The organism is Rhodococcus sp. (in: high G+C Gram-positive bacteria), from assembly GCF_049286785.1.
Taxonomy (GTDB): Bacteria; Actinomycetota; Actinomycetes; order Mycobacteriales; family Mycobacteriaceae; genus Rhodococcus_F.
In genome coordinates, this window is record NZ_JBAQEO010000563.1 from 1 (window position 1) to 14,540 (window position 14,540).

The window sequence follows — 14,540 nt, forward strand, 5'->3', positions numbered from 1 at the left end:
GGATAAGTCCCCGCCTGTGAGTACTTGTCAACCGCGGGCGGTTGACAAGTACTCACGGGTGGTTCAGGCAGGCAGCCCTTGCACTTTGGCGGCGAGCACGTCCCAGCGCCATTCGGTCGTGACCCACTCGCGGCCGGCCTTCCCCATCGCCGCCGCCCGATCGCGATCGGCCAGTACCGAGATCACCGACCGCGTCACCTCGGCCACCGACGTGCCGTTCACCACCAGTCCGGTTTCGTTCTGCCGCACCGTTTCCGGTGCGCCTCCGGATCGGCCCGCGATCACCGGCACGCCGGTGGCGGAAGCCTCGAGGAACACGATCCCGAGGCCCTCCACGTCCAATCCCGCCCCCCTGGTTCGGCACGGCATCGCGAACACGTCGGCGATGGTGTGATGAGCGGCGAGTTCCGCAGACGGCACCGTCCCCGTGAACACCACGTGATCCTCGACGCCGACGGACCGGGTCAGTGCCCGCAACCGGTCCTCGTACGGTCCCCCGCCGACGATCACCAGCACCGCACCGTCGATCTGTTCGCGAATTCCGGGTAGCGCCTTGATGAGAACGTCCTGACCCTTGCGCGGCACCAGGCGAGACAGGCACAGCACCGTCGGACGGTCTCCCAACCCGTAGCGGGCACGCAGTTCAGCGCGCGCGCCGCTGTCGGGCCGGAATAGGTCGGTGTCGACTCCCGGCGGGAGATGCTCGAGTGCCGCGTCCGCCCCGAACGCCGACGCGAATCGGTCACGGGTATACCGGCTCACATAGGTGACCACGTCGGTCTTCGCGCCGATCCGGCCCAGCGCCTGCCGGGCACCGGGAATCATGGACCATCCCACCTCGTGTCCGTGTGTGCTGGCGATCACCCGTTCGGCGCCGGCCCGTCGCAGTGCCGAGCCCAGCAGGGCGAGAGGTGCTGCAGCACCGAACCACACCCCCGTGCAGTCGTGTTCGGCCAGCAACCGAGCAGCACGACGCGCGACGAACGGGGTCGGCAGCATCAACGTCGTCGGATGCCGAACCACCTGGAATGGCTGGCGCGCATCGAACTTGATATGTGAATTGCCTCGCCAACGTGGCGCATACACCACCAGGTCCTCGGCAGGCAAGTGCCTGGCGAAGGTATGCAGGTACGACTGGATACCGCCGGGCCGCGGCGGAAAATCGTTCGTCACCAACAGTGTTCGGCGCATGTGATCACCGTAGGCGGTTCAGCCCGCGGTCACCGACGCAGGGTCACCCGAGGTGAGCGACCACCCAGCCCGACCAACGGGCGCGGAACTCGTCGGAATCGATGCCCAGGACGTCGGACAGTCGCTCGTCGACGGTCTCCGCGTCCATCTCTCCTACCGAGAGCGCCCGGTACAGCTCCGTCAGCCGGGCTTCACCGAACTTCTCGGCGACGTATGCGTTTATCGACCAAGCCGTCTCGTAGGCAACGGATCCACGATCACCCGACCGGACGAAGTCGGTGTCGGCCGGGAACTCCTCAGGCGCATTCCCACCGGAAATCTGCGCCGCCAGTGCCGACGCGATCCGTGACTCCTCCTCGCCCGTGCCGCGGTAGGCCGCGTACTCGGCGTAACCTTCGAGCATCCACATCGGCGAGCGGTCCACCGTCGCGCCGCGAACCGCCACATGGGTCAACTCGTGCCGGAGCACCGCCCGGCGGGTCATGTCGGTGAGCCGCTCGCTCGAAGCCGGGCTGAACACGATCCGCTGCCCCGTGACCGCGGAAGTATCGTTGCCGACGGCGTCGGAGATCGCGACCGCCGCGATGTCGCCGCCGTCGTGATCAGGACCCACCAGCGCCGTGAACTCGTCTTGGGAACCGGCAACCCAGACCACCGCCCGGCCCGGCCAGTTCGGGCCCCACAGTTGAGTAACGTTGATGACGGCGGCGGGTAGTTCATCGGCGAGTCGGTTCACGAGGTCAGCGTTCTCCGGATGTCCCAGCACCACCGACGTGCCGTCCGGACCGGTACTCACCCTCCGGGAGATGACGGGTCCGAAATCCCAGGGCCCGCGCCAAGTGTTGACCGCGCCCGCGACGGCGACCTCATCGTCGATCAGCGTCCAGGTTTCGCCGCGCCGGGCGACGACGGGTGCCACGGGCTTCCGGGTCGGAGCCACGTCCGCACCGGCGAGGGCATAGCGGAGCTGCACGGGCGGTGACCACACCTCATCGGCGCCGATCTCCTCGGCGAGACCCGCGGGCACGGAGGCTCCTGGGCCGTCGGCGATCTCGTAGCTCCAGTCCGAGAGCTCGACACCGGCCAGATTGCCGGCTCGCCGGATCTCCGCGGCAAGGAACTCGGCGGACGCCGATTCGTCCATCAGTGCGGCGAGCGCGGCAGCGTCGTCGGATCGGACGGCCGTGGCCCAGCTGTCGAGGAGGCTCTGAACCGCGCTGCTGCGGCGCAACTGTTCTTCGATGTTCGCTGCTCCCACCCGTCCGTCGGCACCCTCACCGGTGGGAGTGAAGAGACTGACCGCGAGTCCGACGACTACGGCGAGGACAAGTCCGGCAAGTGCTGCCAACTCCCATGGGCGCGGCCTTCTGCGCCCAGTCGGGTGCGCTGCGGTCGCCGTGTCTGATTCGGGCACGCGGGAGAGTGTATGAGTTCCCGGATACGGCGCTGCTTGCGGTACGGAAGTACCGGGTCGGCGGAGTCAGTAGCGACGGGCACCATAGAACGGCCACCTGGCCATCGATTCGACCTTCACCGGGACGCCGAAGGTCGACGCGTGGAGGACGTTGCCGTTGCCCGCGTAGAGACCGACGTGCGAAGCATCGTTGTAGAAGAGGACGACATCACCCGGTCGCAGTTCGTCACGAGAGACGGGAGTACCGCCATCGGCCTGCGCCTGACTCGACCTCGGGAGCGTCTTGCCGATCTGCTTGTAGGCCCACACGACGAGCCCGGAGCAGTCGAACTGATCGGGTCCGGTGGCACCCCAGACGTACGGAGCCCCGATGCGCGTCATGCCTGCCTGCAGAGCCCCTGTTCCCGAACCCGGCGTGAGGTCCGCGAGGATTTTGTCTCGATCGAATCCAGGCGGGAAGGGCGTTCCGGCGAGTTGATCACGTTCGGCGCCCGTCAGGCCCTCGAACGCCTTCATCACCTCGGCGATCTGCGCCTGCAGATCGCTTTGCCTGCGTTGCAGGTCGTCGCTGACGACCTTCGCCTGTTCCGCGGCGGCGCCTGCGGTCTCCGCGTACTGTTCGGCCGCCTCGGCCGCCTTCGCAACATCGGATGTGGCGGACTGGAACTGGGCGACCTGTTTCCTCGTGTCGTGGGAGATGGCGTCGAGCGCGGACATCTGATCCAGAAGCTGCTGAGGCGACTCGCTCACCATCAGGGCGAAGAGCCGGTTCGTACGGGCCCCCTGGTAGTTGGCGGTCGCCAGCTTGTCCACGACGGGCCGGAACACCGCGACCCTGGCATTGGCGGCGTCGAGAGCACCCTGTTCGACAGCAAGCGCGGCTTCGGCGGCGCGCTGGGCGGATTGCTTGGCCTCGAGGTCGATCTGCGCGTTGTGTAGCGCTTCCGTGGTCTGCTCGGACTGCCGGGACAATTCACCCAGCTTCGTCAACGCCTCGGTGGGGCTGATGGCGGCCGGGTCCGCACCCGCCTGCACGGAAGGGAGCGTCACGAGCGCCAACGACAGCACACCCGCCGTCAGCATGCTGCGCAGCGAGCGCTTCATCGAGTGTGAGGGCACGGAATGCGGTTCTCCGATCGTCGATCTCCGCCCACCGGCGCCGACATCCGAAGCGTGCACTGGACGACAGCTTTTCGGGCTCAGCGCTCTCCCCGGGCGTTCCCGGACCTGGAGTGCCGAAGAGGCGGCGACCCGCGTTGCCGCCTCGGTTCGTGCGACATGACTTCGCAAGGTCTCGGATAGGTTACGGAACGGCATACGTTTGTGTCCACTCATGTCTCGATGCGGACACGACCTCGCGCACAACGACACCGAGGGTGGGCTCGAATCGTGTGATTCGAACCCACCCTCGACGGTGGTCGTGCGAGATTCTTCGAAGCTACCCCGTACATCCCCCGCGTCGCGGAGGATGCGTCGTGCCTCGTGCGCGAATCAGTAGCGGCGTGCGCCGTCGAAAGGCATGGACGCAATGGGCGCCAGCTTGACGGGCTGTCCGGAGGTCGACGCGTGGATGACGTTGCCGTTACCCGCGTAGATGCCCGAGTGCGAGCCACCGTAGAAGGAGACGACGTCACCCGGACGGAGGTCGGGCTGCGCAACCGGCATGCCCGCGGAAGCCTGATCGTAGCTGGTGCGCGGCAGGTTCAGGCCGGCCTGCTTGTATGCCCACTGCACGAGGCCGGAGCAATCGAACGAGTTCGGACCTGCTGCGCCGTAGACGTACGGAGCGCCGAGCTTGGACTGTGCTGCCTGGACTGCCTTCTCGCCGGCAGAGCTCGCCGGTGCGGGGAGTCCGGGGGCGGCCGGCAGTCCGGGAACCTGAGGGATGGAGACACCCGGGATCTCGAATGTTCCGATTCCGGGGATGGTGATGGGGTCTGCCGCCGCGGGAGCGGCGGTAGCGGTGAGCGCTCCGACTGCGAGCGCGCCGGCGACGACTGCCCGTCGCATATTCCGCTTGGAAACTTGTGACGCCACGAAAGGGGTACTCCGTTTCTTCCATTCATCCGCCGACCGAGTTAGCTGACGGGTTCGGGCTGGGAAGATCAGCCCTACCCACCGGACCGTTGTGGCGTCCCGGCGGGATTCACCCCAGTGAAAACTTGGGTTCCCGGTACGGCCGCTCTCACGAGAGGCCGATTAGGCGGTGACTAGCGATGCTGCCCCGGTGTGGGGCCGCAAGACTCCGCTAGGTCTCAGGAAGGTTACGAAACGGAATACCCCGGTGTCGACCCGGGACACGCCGAATCGCGGAATTTGCCCGATTCCCAACACGCGGGGCGGTCATACCCGGATTCGATTACAACTTGATAACAAGTGGTTGGTTTTCGATATCTATTCGATTGCGCCACGGGGTCTTCCCAGCGGCCTCCGCGAGCCGACTTTCGGGGGCACACCCACATCACACCTGATCAACGCCGGTCCCGGCAGTCGCGCGGTCCCGGACCGCGCATGCCCGCCGCCCGCGGACCTGCCGTGCCCGACGCCACCCGGGAGGCTGCCGAATGCCATGCGGCCACCGCGCCTGCACAATGTGCCGTCGGACTCGGCGAAACGCAGTGTGATCCTTGTCTCTCCCGCCACGATCACCGTCGCGAACGGTGGCGCCGAACGGATCTGTCGGTGCCCGTCCATACCCTCCGAAGCGTGAGTCTCGCCGACATACCCGACCGTAGATCCTCCTCCGGGGCGTGGGAGCAACTGAGCTTCGACGAGCTCGACACCCCGCTCCGGGACACCACCTTCGTGGTAGTCGACCTCGAGACCACCGGTGGCCGTCCCGGCGAGGACGCCATCACCGAGATCGGGGCGGTGAAGATCCGTGGTGGCGAGGTGATCGCAGAGATGGCCACTCTCGTGGACCCCGGGCGATCGGTTCCGCCTCACATCGTGGAAATCACCGGCATCACCAGCGCCATGCTGATCGACGCCCCGAGCATCGAGCGAGTACTCCCGGCGTTCCTCGAGTTCGCGAAAGGTGCCGTGCTGGTCGCGCACAACGCGCCCTTCGATACCGGCTTCCTCGCGGCCGCTGCGGCCGCTACCGACACGCCGTGGCCGAGGTTCACCGTCCTGTGCACGGTCAAACTCGCCCGCCGGGTACTCACCCGGGATGAGGCGCCGTCCGTGAAGCTGTCCTCCCTGGCCCGTCTCTTCGATGTCGGCACCACCCCCACCCACAGGGCACTCGACGACGCCCGCGCCACCGTCGACGTCCTGCACGCCCTGATCGACCGCGTCGGCAACCAGGGCGTGCACAGCCTTACCGAGCTCGTCGACTATCTGCCCGGCATCTCCTCGCATCAGCGGGCGAAACGGAGTCTCGCAAGCCACCTGCCGCACGCACCCGGTGTCTATCTGTTCCGCGGCCCCTCCGACGAGGTCCTGTACGTCGGCACCGCCTCCGATCTCCGCCGTCGGGTCCGCAACTACTTCACCGGCTCCGAGACGCGCGGGCGCATGAAGGAGATGGTGGCGCTCACCACGCGGATCGACCACGTCGAGTGCGCACACTCCCTGGAAGCGGGGGTTCGCGAGCTTCGGCTGCTCGCCGCGCACACTCCCCCGTACAACCGACGGTCCAAATACCCGAAACGCGGATGGTGGATCACCCTCACCACCGAATCCTTTCCGCGGTTGTCGGTCGTGCGGACCCCCGCACCGCACTCCCTGGGGCCGTTCCGGTCCCGGTCCACCGCTGTCGAAGTCGCGGACACGCTGGCCGAATACTGTGTTCTCCGTACCTGCACGAGTCGAATACCTCGCGGGCAGGAGCACGGCCCGCTGTGTCCGCCCCGGGAACTCGGCTGCTGCCCGGCAACCACCCACGGCCGCTCCTCCGAACCCGACTACGCGGCGGGACCGGAACTGTTCCGGAAACTGATCCGAGGCCACGAGGACTCTCCCCTGCACGGCATGCGCCGACGGGTCGAGGAACTCGCTGCCACCGAGTTGTTCGAAAACGCCGCGCGCCTCCGCGACCGGACGGTCGAGGTCGCAGTCGCGCTCCGGCGGATGCAACGGCTGGCATCCCTCACCGCGATCGAGCAGATCGTGGTCGCCCGGCCCGCGAGCACCGGGGGCTGGGAGTTCGCCGTGATCCGTTCGGGGCGTCTGGCGGCCGCCGGTATCTCGCGGCGCGGCGTTCCTCCCATGCCGGTGGTCGACGCCCTGGTACTCGGCGCCGAGACCGTCGTGCCCGACACCACCCCGCTGCGCGGCGCATCCCCCGAAGAAGCAGGCCTTCTCGCGCGCTGGCTCGACACCGACGACGCGCGCATCGTGAACGCGTCCGACGGATACTGCGAGCCCGCTCGGGGCGCCGGGTCGTGGGAGAGCTGGTGCGATCGTGCCCGTGCGGGCAGCGGTCCGCCACCGTGCGGCGAAACCGGACCACCCGCCCCGCCGCCGGGCGGTCACCACATACTCTGGGACGCATGATCAACGCCATCGTCCTGATCCACGCCGACCCTCACCGCATCCCGGAGACCGCGCAGGCCGTCGCCGACATCGAGGGAGTCGACAAGGTGTATTCGTGCGCAGGTGACATCGACCTGATCGCAATCGTCCGGGTTCGCGACCACGCGTCGATCGCCGAGGTCGTCACCGGAGGCATCAACAAGATCGACGGTGTAACCCGGACTGCGACACACATTGCGTTCCAGTCCTATTCGAGCGCCGATGTGGAAGCGGGGTTCTCGATCGGCGAGTGACGCCGGGGCGGGAGATTGCTACTTCGCGGCGGGCAGGCTCACTGTCAGCTGGGCCCACTTGTCCAGCAACGTCGCGGCCGCACCGCTGTCGATCGACCGCGCGGCGATCTCCAAGCCCTCCGCCAGCGCATCCTCGAGCGTCCGGCCGCCGAGCCCGCGGAATGCCGCGATCGCGCCGGCGGAGTTGAGCAGTACAGCATCCCGCACGGGGCCGGTCTCGCCCGCGAAGAGACGCCGGGCGATCGCGGCGTTCACGTCGGCGTCTCCGCCACGCAGAGCATCGAGGGGCACCCGGGCGATGCCGAGGTCACGCGGGTCGAGCTGACGGGTGGCGACCGAGCCTTCCGACACGATGTGCACCGTCGAGGTCGTCGATGTCGTCAGTTCGTCGAGTCCGTCGTCGCCACGGACCACGAGCGCCGAGTTTCCCCGCTGCGCCAGTACACCGGCCACGACCGAGATCAGCCCCGGGAACGCGCAGCCGATGAGGCCCGCCCTCGGCCGCGCAGGATTGGTGAGCGGGCCGAGCACGTTGAAGACGGTGGGTATGCCGATCTCCTTCCGCGGCGCCGCCGCGAAACGCAGTGCCGGATGGTAAGTGGGGGCGAAGCAGAATCCGATGCCGACCTCCCGCACGCACCGCGCCACCTCATCCGGTCCGAGGTTGATTCTCACGCCCAGCGCCTCCAGCACGTCGGCGCCACCGCTCTTCGAGGATGCGGCCCGGTTTCCGTGCTTGACGACGCGAATACCCGCGGCCGCCACCACCACCGAGGACATCGTCGAGATGTTGACGGTGTCGGCCCGGTCTCCGCCTGTGCCGACGATGTCGACGACATCGGAATCGACGGGAACCACCCGTGCGAACCCGAGCATCGAATCGGCCAGCCCGCGCAGCTCCGCCGGCGTCTCACCCTTCATCTTCAGCGCGACACCGAAGGCCGCGATCTGCGCCGACGTCGCGTTGTCCGACATGATCTCGTCCATCGCCCACTTCGCCTCGTCGGCCGAGAGGTCGTGACCATCGGTCAGAGCGCCCAGGACCGCCGGCCAGGTGCGTGCCGCCGCGGTGTCGTCGTGCGAGTTCCGGGCGTCGGCACCCTCTGCGGTCGGGCTCTGCATCGTCGTGTCCCCTTGTGTCATCAGTCGGCGAATCCGATGCTCGCAGCCTAGTCACCGGCCGGATCGGCATTGCGCGCCGGTTGCAGCGCATCCCATCCGGCGAGGTGGCCTCCGAGCCGCTGCGCCAGCCCGGCCATTCTCGACCGCTCCTGTGAACAATGCAGGGCGTCGAGGATCTGGACACGCCGGAGCACCAGTTCGATCGGTGCGCCGGGGTCCCGGTCGTCCGCGGCCACCGGATCGGCGTTCTCCGGTCCGTAGCCCTCCTGAGCGGCGATCGAGACCGCCTGATTCACCGCGGATGCCGGCAGTCGGAGATGATGCCGCAGAACCGCTTCGGCGTCCGCGATCCACACCGGCTCCACGGATGCGGCCCGCTCGAGTGCCGCCCCGCATCCCTCGGCGTCGTCGTAACTCGCGGCAACGACCACGAGGTCGCCCCGGTCCCCGTCCAGAGGCGCCGACTTCCTGCCACGGAACACTCGGCGAAACCACCCCGTACTGTTGTCACCAGATCGCATAGTTCCACCCTGTCACGGTTCGCGACCAGCGTTGTCTGCAGGGAGAACCGGACAAGCGGGACGGCTCGACGCGCCGAGGACGGACCCGGGTAGCCGACTCTTACGACGAAGCGTCATACTTCTGTCTGTGACGAGCGCAGTAGGGACTTCAGGATCAGCAATCACCCAACGCGTGCACTCGCTGAACCGACCAAACATGGTCAGCGTTGGCACCATCGTGTGGTTGTCAAGTGAGCTCATGTTCTTCGCGGGGCTCTTCGCCATGTACTTCGTGGCACGAGCGCAGGCGAACGGGAACTGGCCGCCGGAGCCGACAGAACTGAATCTGTTCCTGGCCGTGCCGGTGACGCTGGTGCTGATCGCATCATCCTTCACGTGCCAGATGGGTGTGTTCGCAGCGGAACGGGGCGACGTGTTCGGCCTTCGCCGCTGGTATCTCCTCACCCTGGCGATGGGCACGTTCTTCGTCCTCGGCCAGGGCTACGAATACATCCACCTCGTCGAGGAGGGCACGTCGATCTCGAGCAGCGTGTACGGCTCCGTGTTCTACATGACCACCGGCTTCCACGGTCTGCACGTGATCGGCGGCCTCGTAGCCTTCGTCTTCCTGATCCTCCGCACGAAGGTCAGCAAGTTCACACCCGCCCAGGCCACCGCCGCCATCGTCGTGTCGTACTACTGGCATTTCGTCGACATCGTGTGGATCGGCCTCTTCGCCACGATCTATTTCATCCGTTGATCAGCTGAACGCCACAGGCAGCCCCCTGACGTCCAGTCCGTCCCGACATACCAAAGGGATACAGATGAGTTCATCCCCCCCTCCCGCATCCGACACCTCGGCGTCCGCCGCGAAGGCACACCGCCAGCGGAAGCTCCGCAGGCGCGTCACTGGCACCCTGGTTCTGATGATGGGACTGGTCAGCGCCGGTTTCCTCGCGTCCGCGTTGACGCCCGCTCCCCAGGTCGCGACCGCGTCCGACGATCAGGCCGCGTTGATACGCGAAGGCAAGCAGTTGTACGACACCTCGTGCATCACCTGCCACGGCGCGAATCTGCAGGGCGTGCAGGACCGTGGGCCGAGCCTGATCGGCGTCGGCGAAGCGGCCGTGTACTTCCAGGTGTCGACGGGACGCATGCCGGCGGCCCGCAACGAAGCACAGGCGGCGCGCAAACCCGCCAAGTTCGATGCCGAGCAGACCGATGCCATCGGCGCCTACGTTCAGGCGAACGGCGGCGGCCCCACCGTCATCAGGGACGAGAACGGCGAGATCGCCCAATCCTCACTGCGCGGTGGCGACGTCGGCCGCGGCAGTGAGCTCTTCCGCCTGAACTGCGCTTCCTGCCACAACTTCACCGGTCGTGGCGGCGCACTCTCCTCCGGCAAGTACGCCCCTGTCCTCGATCCGGCCAACGAGCAGCAGATCTATGCCGCGATGGTCACAGGCCCGCAGAACATGCCGAAGTTCTCCGATCGTCAGCTGACGATGGAGGAAAAGAAGGACGTCATCGCCTACATCAAGTCCTCGGGTGAGTCCAAGCAGCCTGGTGGATACGGGCTCGGTGGCCTCGGTCCGGCTTCAGAGGGCTTGGCCATGTGGGTCGTCGGAATCATCGCTGTCGTCGGTGCAGCACTGTGGATCGGAGCAAGGTCATGAGCGACGCTGGCCAGCCGGGCGGCGCCACGCCAAAGAAATACACGGATGCAGAACTCGAGAATCTCAGCCGTGACGAACTCGTCGAGCTAGGCACCAATCTCGACGGTGTCGACGTCGCCTACCGCAAGCATCGCTGGGCCGTCGAAGGAACCAAGGCCGAGAAGCGCGCAGAACGCTCGGTAGCGATCTGGTTCACCCTCTCCGGCATCTCCGCACTCGCATTCATCGCGATCTACCTGTTCTGGCCGTGGGAGTACGCCGGGCAGGGTGAAGAGTCGTACGACGCGTACAGTCTCTACACCCCGCTCATCGGTCTGACCATGGGTCTCGCGATCCTTGGTCTCGGTGTCGGGGCCGTGCAGTTCACCAAGAAGTTCATCCCCGAAGAGGTCTCCATCCAGGACCGCCACGACGGCGGGTCTTCGGAGGCCGACCGCAAGACGATCGTCGCCGAGCTCTCGGACTCCCTCGACACGTCCACGATCGGACGCCGCAAGCTGATCAAGCGCAGTCTTCTCTTCGGTGGTGGCGCACTCGGCGTCATGGCCGTCATGCCGCTCGGCGGCCTGGTGAAGAATCCGTGGGCGAAGCGCGACGAGTCCCCGCTGTGGGTGTCCGGATGGACTCCCCGCTACCAGGGCGAAACCATCTACCTGCGCCGGGACACCGGCCGGCCCCAGGATGTCGTCCTGGTCCGTCCGGAAGATCTGGACGCCGGCTCGATGGAGACCGTGTTCCCGTTCCGGGACTCCGATCGCGGAGACGAGCACGCGCTGCTCGAAGGTCTGCGTGGTATCCGCAACGCCGTGATGCTCATTCGCCTCCGCACGGAAGACACCCAGAGGGTCACCAAGCGTAAGGGCCAGGAGAGCTTCAACTACGGCGACTACTTCGCGTACTCGAAGATCTGCACCCACCTCGGCTGCCCCACGTCGCTGTACGAACAGCAGACCAACCGAATCCTCTGCCCGTGCCACCAGTCGCAGTTCGATGCGCTGACCTACGGAAAGCCGATCTTCGGTCCCGCTGCTCGCGCACTTCCGCAGTTGCCTATTACAGTGAACGAAGAGGGTTTCCTGGTCACCACCGGTGACTTCATCGAAGCTCTCGGCCCGGCATTTTGGGAGCGTCGACCGTGACCAACAACAATCCGTCCAAACTGAGCGCCATGGCCGCAGGCCAGGGCGAAGCGATGGACTCGCGCTACCACCTCGCGGCAGGGATGCGGCGGCAGATCAACAAGGTCTTCCCCACCCACTGGTCGTTCCTACTCGGCGAGATCGCGCTGTACAGCTTCATCATCCTGCTCATCTCGGGTGTCTATCTGACGCTGTTCTTCGACCCGTCGATGGCCCACGTCACCTATAACGGTGCCTACGAGCCGCTTCGCGGCGTGGGAATGTCCCGTGCGTACGAGACCACCCTGAACATCTCGTTCGAGGTACGCGGTGGACTGTTCGTCCGCCAGATCCATCACTGGGCGGCGCTGATGTTCGCGGCGTCCATCGTCGTGCACTTGCTGCGCATCTTCTTCACGGGCGCGTTCCGTCGTCCGCGTGAGGCCAACTGGGTCATCGGTTCGCTGCTGCTGATCCTGGCTATGTTCGAAGGATTCTTCGGATACACCATCCCGGACGACCTGCTGTCCGGCACCGGTCTCCGCGCAGCCTTCTCCGGTATCACGCTCAGCATTCCGATCGCGGGAACATGGTTGCACTGGCTGATCTTCGGCGGCGACTTCCCCGGCGACCTGATCATCCCGCGTCTGTACGTCGCTCACGTGTTGCTGCTCCCGGCAATCATTCTCGCGCTCGTCGCGGGCCACCTGGCGCTGGTCTGGTACCAGAAGCACACCCAGTTCCCCGGCCCCGGCCGCACCGAACAGAACGTCGTCGGCGTACGAATCCTTCCGGTCTTCGCCGTGAAGTCCGGTGCGTTCTTCGCGGTGACCTTCGGCGTGCTCGCCCTGATGGGTGGTCTGTTGCAGATCAACCCGGTCTGGAACATCGGCCCGTACAACCCGGCGCAGGTGTCTGCTGGTTCCCAGCCCGACATCTACATGATGTGGACCGACGGTCTGGCACGACTGTGGCCGGCGTGGGACATCTACCTGTTCGACCGCTACACCATTCCCTCGGTGTTCGCTGTTGCGCTGATCATGGGTCTGGTCTTCACGGTTCTCATCGCCTACCCGTGGATCGAGAAGCGTCTCACCAAGGACGATGCGCATCACAACCTGCTGCAGCGTCCGCGTGACGTCCCGGTCCGCACGGCCATCGGTGCGATGGCGATCGCGTTCTACGCCGTACTGACGATCTCGTGCATCAACGACATCATCGCGTACCACCTGCACATCTCGCTGAACGCTATGACGTGGATCGGCCGGGCAGGGATGGTGCTGCTGCCGCCGATCGCCTACTACGTCACCTACCGTTTCTGCCTGGGTCTGCAGCGCAGCGACCGGGAGGTGCTCGAGCACGGCATCGAGACCGGCATCGTCCGACGTATGCCGAACGGCCAGTACATCGAGATCCATCAGCCGCTCGGCCCGGTCGACGAGCACGGACACCCCATCCCTCTCGAATACCAGGGTGCGGCAGTACCGAAGAAGATGAACAAGCTCGGTTCCGCCGGCAAGCCCGGTTCCGGCAGCCTCGTCACGGCCGACCCGGTCGAGGAGAGCGCGGCGTTGGAGGCCGCCATGCATGCAGGCGAGCACGAGCAGCTGGCCATGCTGACGGAGTACCAGAACCGTATCCACGGAGACGGTACCTCCGGCAACGGCGAGGTTCACTGACCTCACCGACTCCGTCCGACAGGGCCCCGAACCTCTTCTGGTTCGGGGCCCTGTTCGCGGTTCGGGGCGGCCTTCGAGAGCGTTCCTGCGATCAGCGACAGCATGCCGGCGAGCGGCACGAGGCAGGCTCACCACGACGCGCCCCCGGGATGGACCCGGTGGGAACGGCCCTCATGCGGGGCCGGGTTCCGCGCGACGGCTATCGCCGCAGAGGCGGGCGTCAACCCTGTACGACTGTTTCGCGTCCCAGATGTTGCGGGCCATGAGGTCGTCGACACGCTGAACGGTGTTGATTTTCGAGTTGCTTGACGCCCGATGGTGGCTGGGTGCCAGGTTCTGAGTTATGCCGATGGGGGTCTTTGCCCAACGCAGTGGTCTGACCTCGAGCGCGCCACGGTTCTACGCCGACTCGGGGTTGCTGCAACCGACCGAGCTTGACCCGGTCTCGGGTTATCGCTACTCAGCGCCGACCAGATCGCTCGCGCGAGTGTGAGCATCGACGTGGCCCCCGACGTCGTCACACCGACTGCAACGGACCGCTACCGACTCTCAACGCGCACACTCGTAACACCCGCTGCGGCGGCGGTCCTGGCAGCCGGTGCCGGACAGCCTTCGGTCGCGCTCCCTGCCACCATCACCGGGCAGAACCTCGAGGTCTGGTTCGAACTGACCACGTTCTATCCCGCCGTCAGCACATCGAGAGGATTGTCACCGACAACGGCGCCTGCTACCGCGCCGGCAACTTCACCCGGGCACTCCCAGGATCGCGACACCAACGGATCACCCCATACACCCGGCGGCACAACGGGAAAGTCGAGCGCTATAACAGCGAACACGATGAACGCAGGCTCGACCTCCTCGGTGTCTGCATTCGACACGCCCCTGCCGGCCCTGAGAAGCACCTACGGTCGACTTTCGCAGCCACGGGACCCCGGGGGTTGGGGGAACAGCTCCCGCGACTGCTGCCCGGTCGATGTGCACGCGGAGATCAGCGACCCGGTGCACCCCGCCCACGAACTGAGCATCGGGCAGATGGAGTGGGGGCGCGATTTGTTCACGGGCGTATCC

General features: G+C 66.3%; 12 protein-coding genes, 1 pseudogene and 1 riboswitch. Of the genes and pseudogenes, 7 read left to right on the forward strand and 6 right to left on the reverse strand.

The features are described 5' to 3' along the window. Positions 1-63: 63 nt before the first annotated feature. From WAW17_RS20240 to WAW17_RS20255, 4 genes are all read right to left on the reverse strand, one after another. Positions 64-1,191, reverse strand: coding sequence for a glycosyltransferase family 4 protein (locus WAW17_RS20240; RefSeq protein ID WP_422334707.1), 1,128 nt, complete (start codon positions 1,189-1,191; stop codon positions 64-66). Positions 1,192-1,234: 43 nt separating this feature from the next. After that, positions 1,235-2,605, reverse strand: coding sequence for a hypothetical protein (locus WAW17_RS20245; protein ID WP_422334708.1), 1,371 nt, complete (start codon positions 2,603-2,605; stop codon positions 1,235-1,237). 66 nt (positions 2,606-2,671) lie between these two features. Then, positions 2,672-3,724, reverse strand: coding sequence for an NlpC/P60 family protein (locus tag WAW17_RS20250; protein WP_422334709.1), 1,053 nt, complete (start codon positions 3,722-3,724; stop codon positions 2,672-2,674). A gap of 372 nt (positions 3,725-4,096) precedes the next feature. After that, positions 4,097-4,615 carry a C40 family peptidase gene (locus WAW17_RS20255; protein ID WP_422334717.1) on the reverse strand — a complete coding sequence of 173 codons (519 nt, stop codon included), beginning with the start codon at positions 4,613-4,615 and terminating at the stop codon, positions 4,097-4,099. Positions 4,616-4,656: 41 nt separating this feature from the next. Then, positions 4,657-4,821: riboswitch (cyclic di-AMP (ydaO/yuaA leader) on the reverse strand. A 490-nt stretch (positions 4,822-5,311) separates the two neighbouring features. On the opposite strand from WAW17_RS20255, the gene WAW17_RS20260 reads away from it, so the two are divergent. Together WAW17_RS20260 and WAW17_RS20265 are read left to right on the forward strand one after the other, a co-directional pair. After that, a complete protein-coding gene (locus WAW17_RS20260) occupies positions 5,312-7,105 on the forward strand; it encodes a DEDD exonuclease domain-containing protein (RefSeq protein ID WP_422334710.1) in 1,794 nt (597 codons plus the stop codon). Then, a complete protein-coding gene (locus WAW17_RS20265) occupies positions 7,102-7,377 on the forward strand; it encodes an Lrp/AsnC family transcriptional regulator (RefSeq protein ID WP_422334711.1) in 276 nt (91 codons plus the stop codon). Before WAW17_RS20260 ends, WAW17_RS20265 begins: the two co-directional genes overlap by 4 nt. Before the next feature lie 18 nt (positions 7,378-7,395). On the opposite strand, the gene trpD is transcribed toward WAW17_RS20265, so the two are convergent. Further along, positions 7,396-8,499, reverse strand: coding sequence for an anthranilate phosphoribosyltransferase (gene trpD, locus WAW17_RS20270; protein ID WP_422334712.1), 1,104 nt, complete (start codon positions 8,497-8,499; stop codon positions 7,396-7,398). A gap of 47 nt (positions 8,500-8,546) precedes the next feature. After that, positions 8,547-9,020, reverse strand: coding sequence for a hypothetical protein (locus WAW17_RS20275; protein WP_422334713.1), 474 nt, complete (start codon positions 9,018-9,020; stop codon positions 8,547-8,549). A 127-nt stretch (positions 9,021-9,147) separates the two neighbouring features. On the opposite strand from WAW17_RS20275, the gene WAW17_RS20280 reads away from it, so the two are divergent. The 5 genes and pseudogenes from WAW17_RS20280 to WAW17_RS20300 all read left to right on the forward strand — a co-directional run. After that, the gene (locus WAW17_RS20280; RefSeq protein WP_422334714.1) at positions 9,148-9,759 is read left to right on the forward strand and encodes a cytochrome c oxidase subunit 3; all 612 of its coding nucleotides are present in this window, start codon (positions 9,148-9,150) and stop codon (positions 9,757-9,759) included. 64 nt (positions 9,760-9,823) lie between these two features. Next, positions 9,824-10,675 (forward strand): c-type cytochrome, encoded by an 852-nt coding sequence (locus tag WAW17_RS20285; protein WP_422334715.1) that lies wholly within the window; start codon positions 9,824-9,826, stop codon positions 10,673-10,675. Further along, positions 10,672-11,814, forward strand: coding sequence for a ubiquinol-cytochrome c reductase iron-sulfur subunit (locus WAW17_RS20290; RefSeq protein ID WP_422334716.1), 1,143 nt, complete (start codon positions 10,672-10,674; stop codon positions 11,812-11,814). The genes WAW17_RS20285 and WAW17_RS20290 overlap by 4 nt, the downstream gene beginning before the upstream one ends. Before the next feature lie 29 nt (positions 11,815-11,843). After that, entirely contained in the window at positions 11,844-13,472 is a 1,629-nt protein-coding gene (locus WAW17_RS20295) for a cytochrome b (protein WP_422334718.1), read from the forward strand. Positions 13,473-14,164: 692 nt separating this feature from the next. Continuing rightward, positions 14,165-14,299: pseudogene (locus tag WAW17_RS20300) on the forward strand (IS481 family transposase); the annotation flags it as partial. Between the last annotated feature and the right edge of the window lie 241 nt (positions 14,300-14,540).

What these genes read in the sequence shown, in the direction of transcription:
- WAW17_RS20240 (WP_422334707.1), bottom strand. Translation starts at nt 1,191, where the DNA reads ATGCGCCGAACACTGTTGGTGACGAACGATTTTCCGCCGCGGCCCGGC.
- WAW17_RS20255 (WP_422334717.1), bottom strand. Translation starts at nt 4,615, where the DNA reads ATGCGACGGGCAGTCGTCGCCGGCGCGCTCGCAGTCGGAGCGCTCACC.
- WAW17_RS20265 (WP_422334711.1), top strand. Translation starts at nt 7,102, where the DNA reads ATGATCAACGCCATCGTCCTGATCCACGCCGACCCTCACCGCATCCCG.
- trpD (WP_422334712.1), bottom strand. Translation starts at nt 8,499, where the DNA reads ATGCAGAGCCCGACCGCAGAGGGTGCCGACGCCCGGAACTCGCACGAC.
- WAW17_RS20275 (WP_422334713.1), bottom strand. Translation starts at nt 9,020, where the DNA reads ATGCGATCTGGTGACAACAGTACGGGGTGGTTTCGCCGAGTGTTCCGT.
- WAW17_RS20285 (WP_422334715.1), top strand. Translation starts at nt 9,824, where the DNA reads ATGAGTTCATCCCCCCCTCCCGCATCCGACACCTCGGCGTCCGCCGCG.
- WAW17_RS20290 (WP_422334716.1), top strand. Translation starts at nt 10,672, where the DNA reads ATGAGCGACGCTGGCCAGCCGGGCGGCGCCACGCCAAAGAAATACACG.
- WAW17_RS20295 (WP_422334718.1), top strand. Translation starts at nt 11,844, where the DNA reads ATGGCCGCAGGCCAGGGCGAAGCGATGGACTCGCGCTACCACCTCGCG.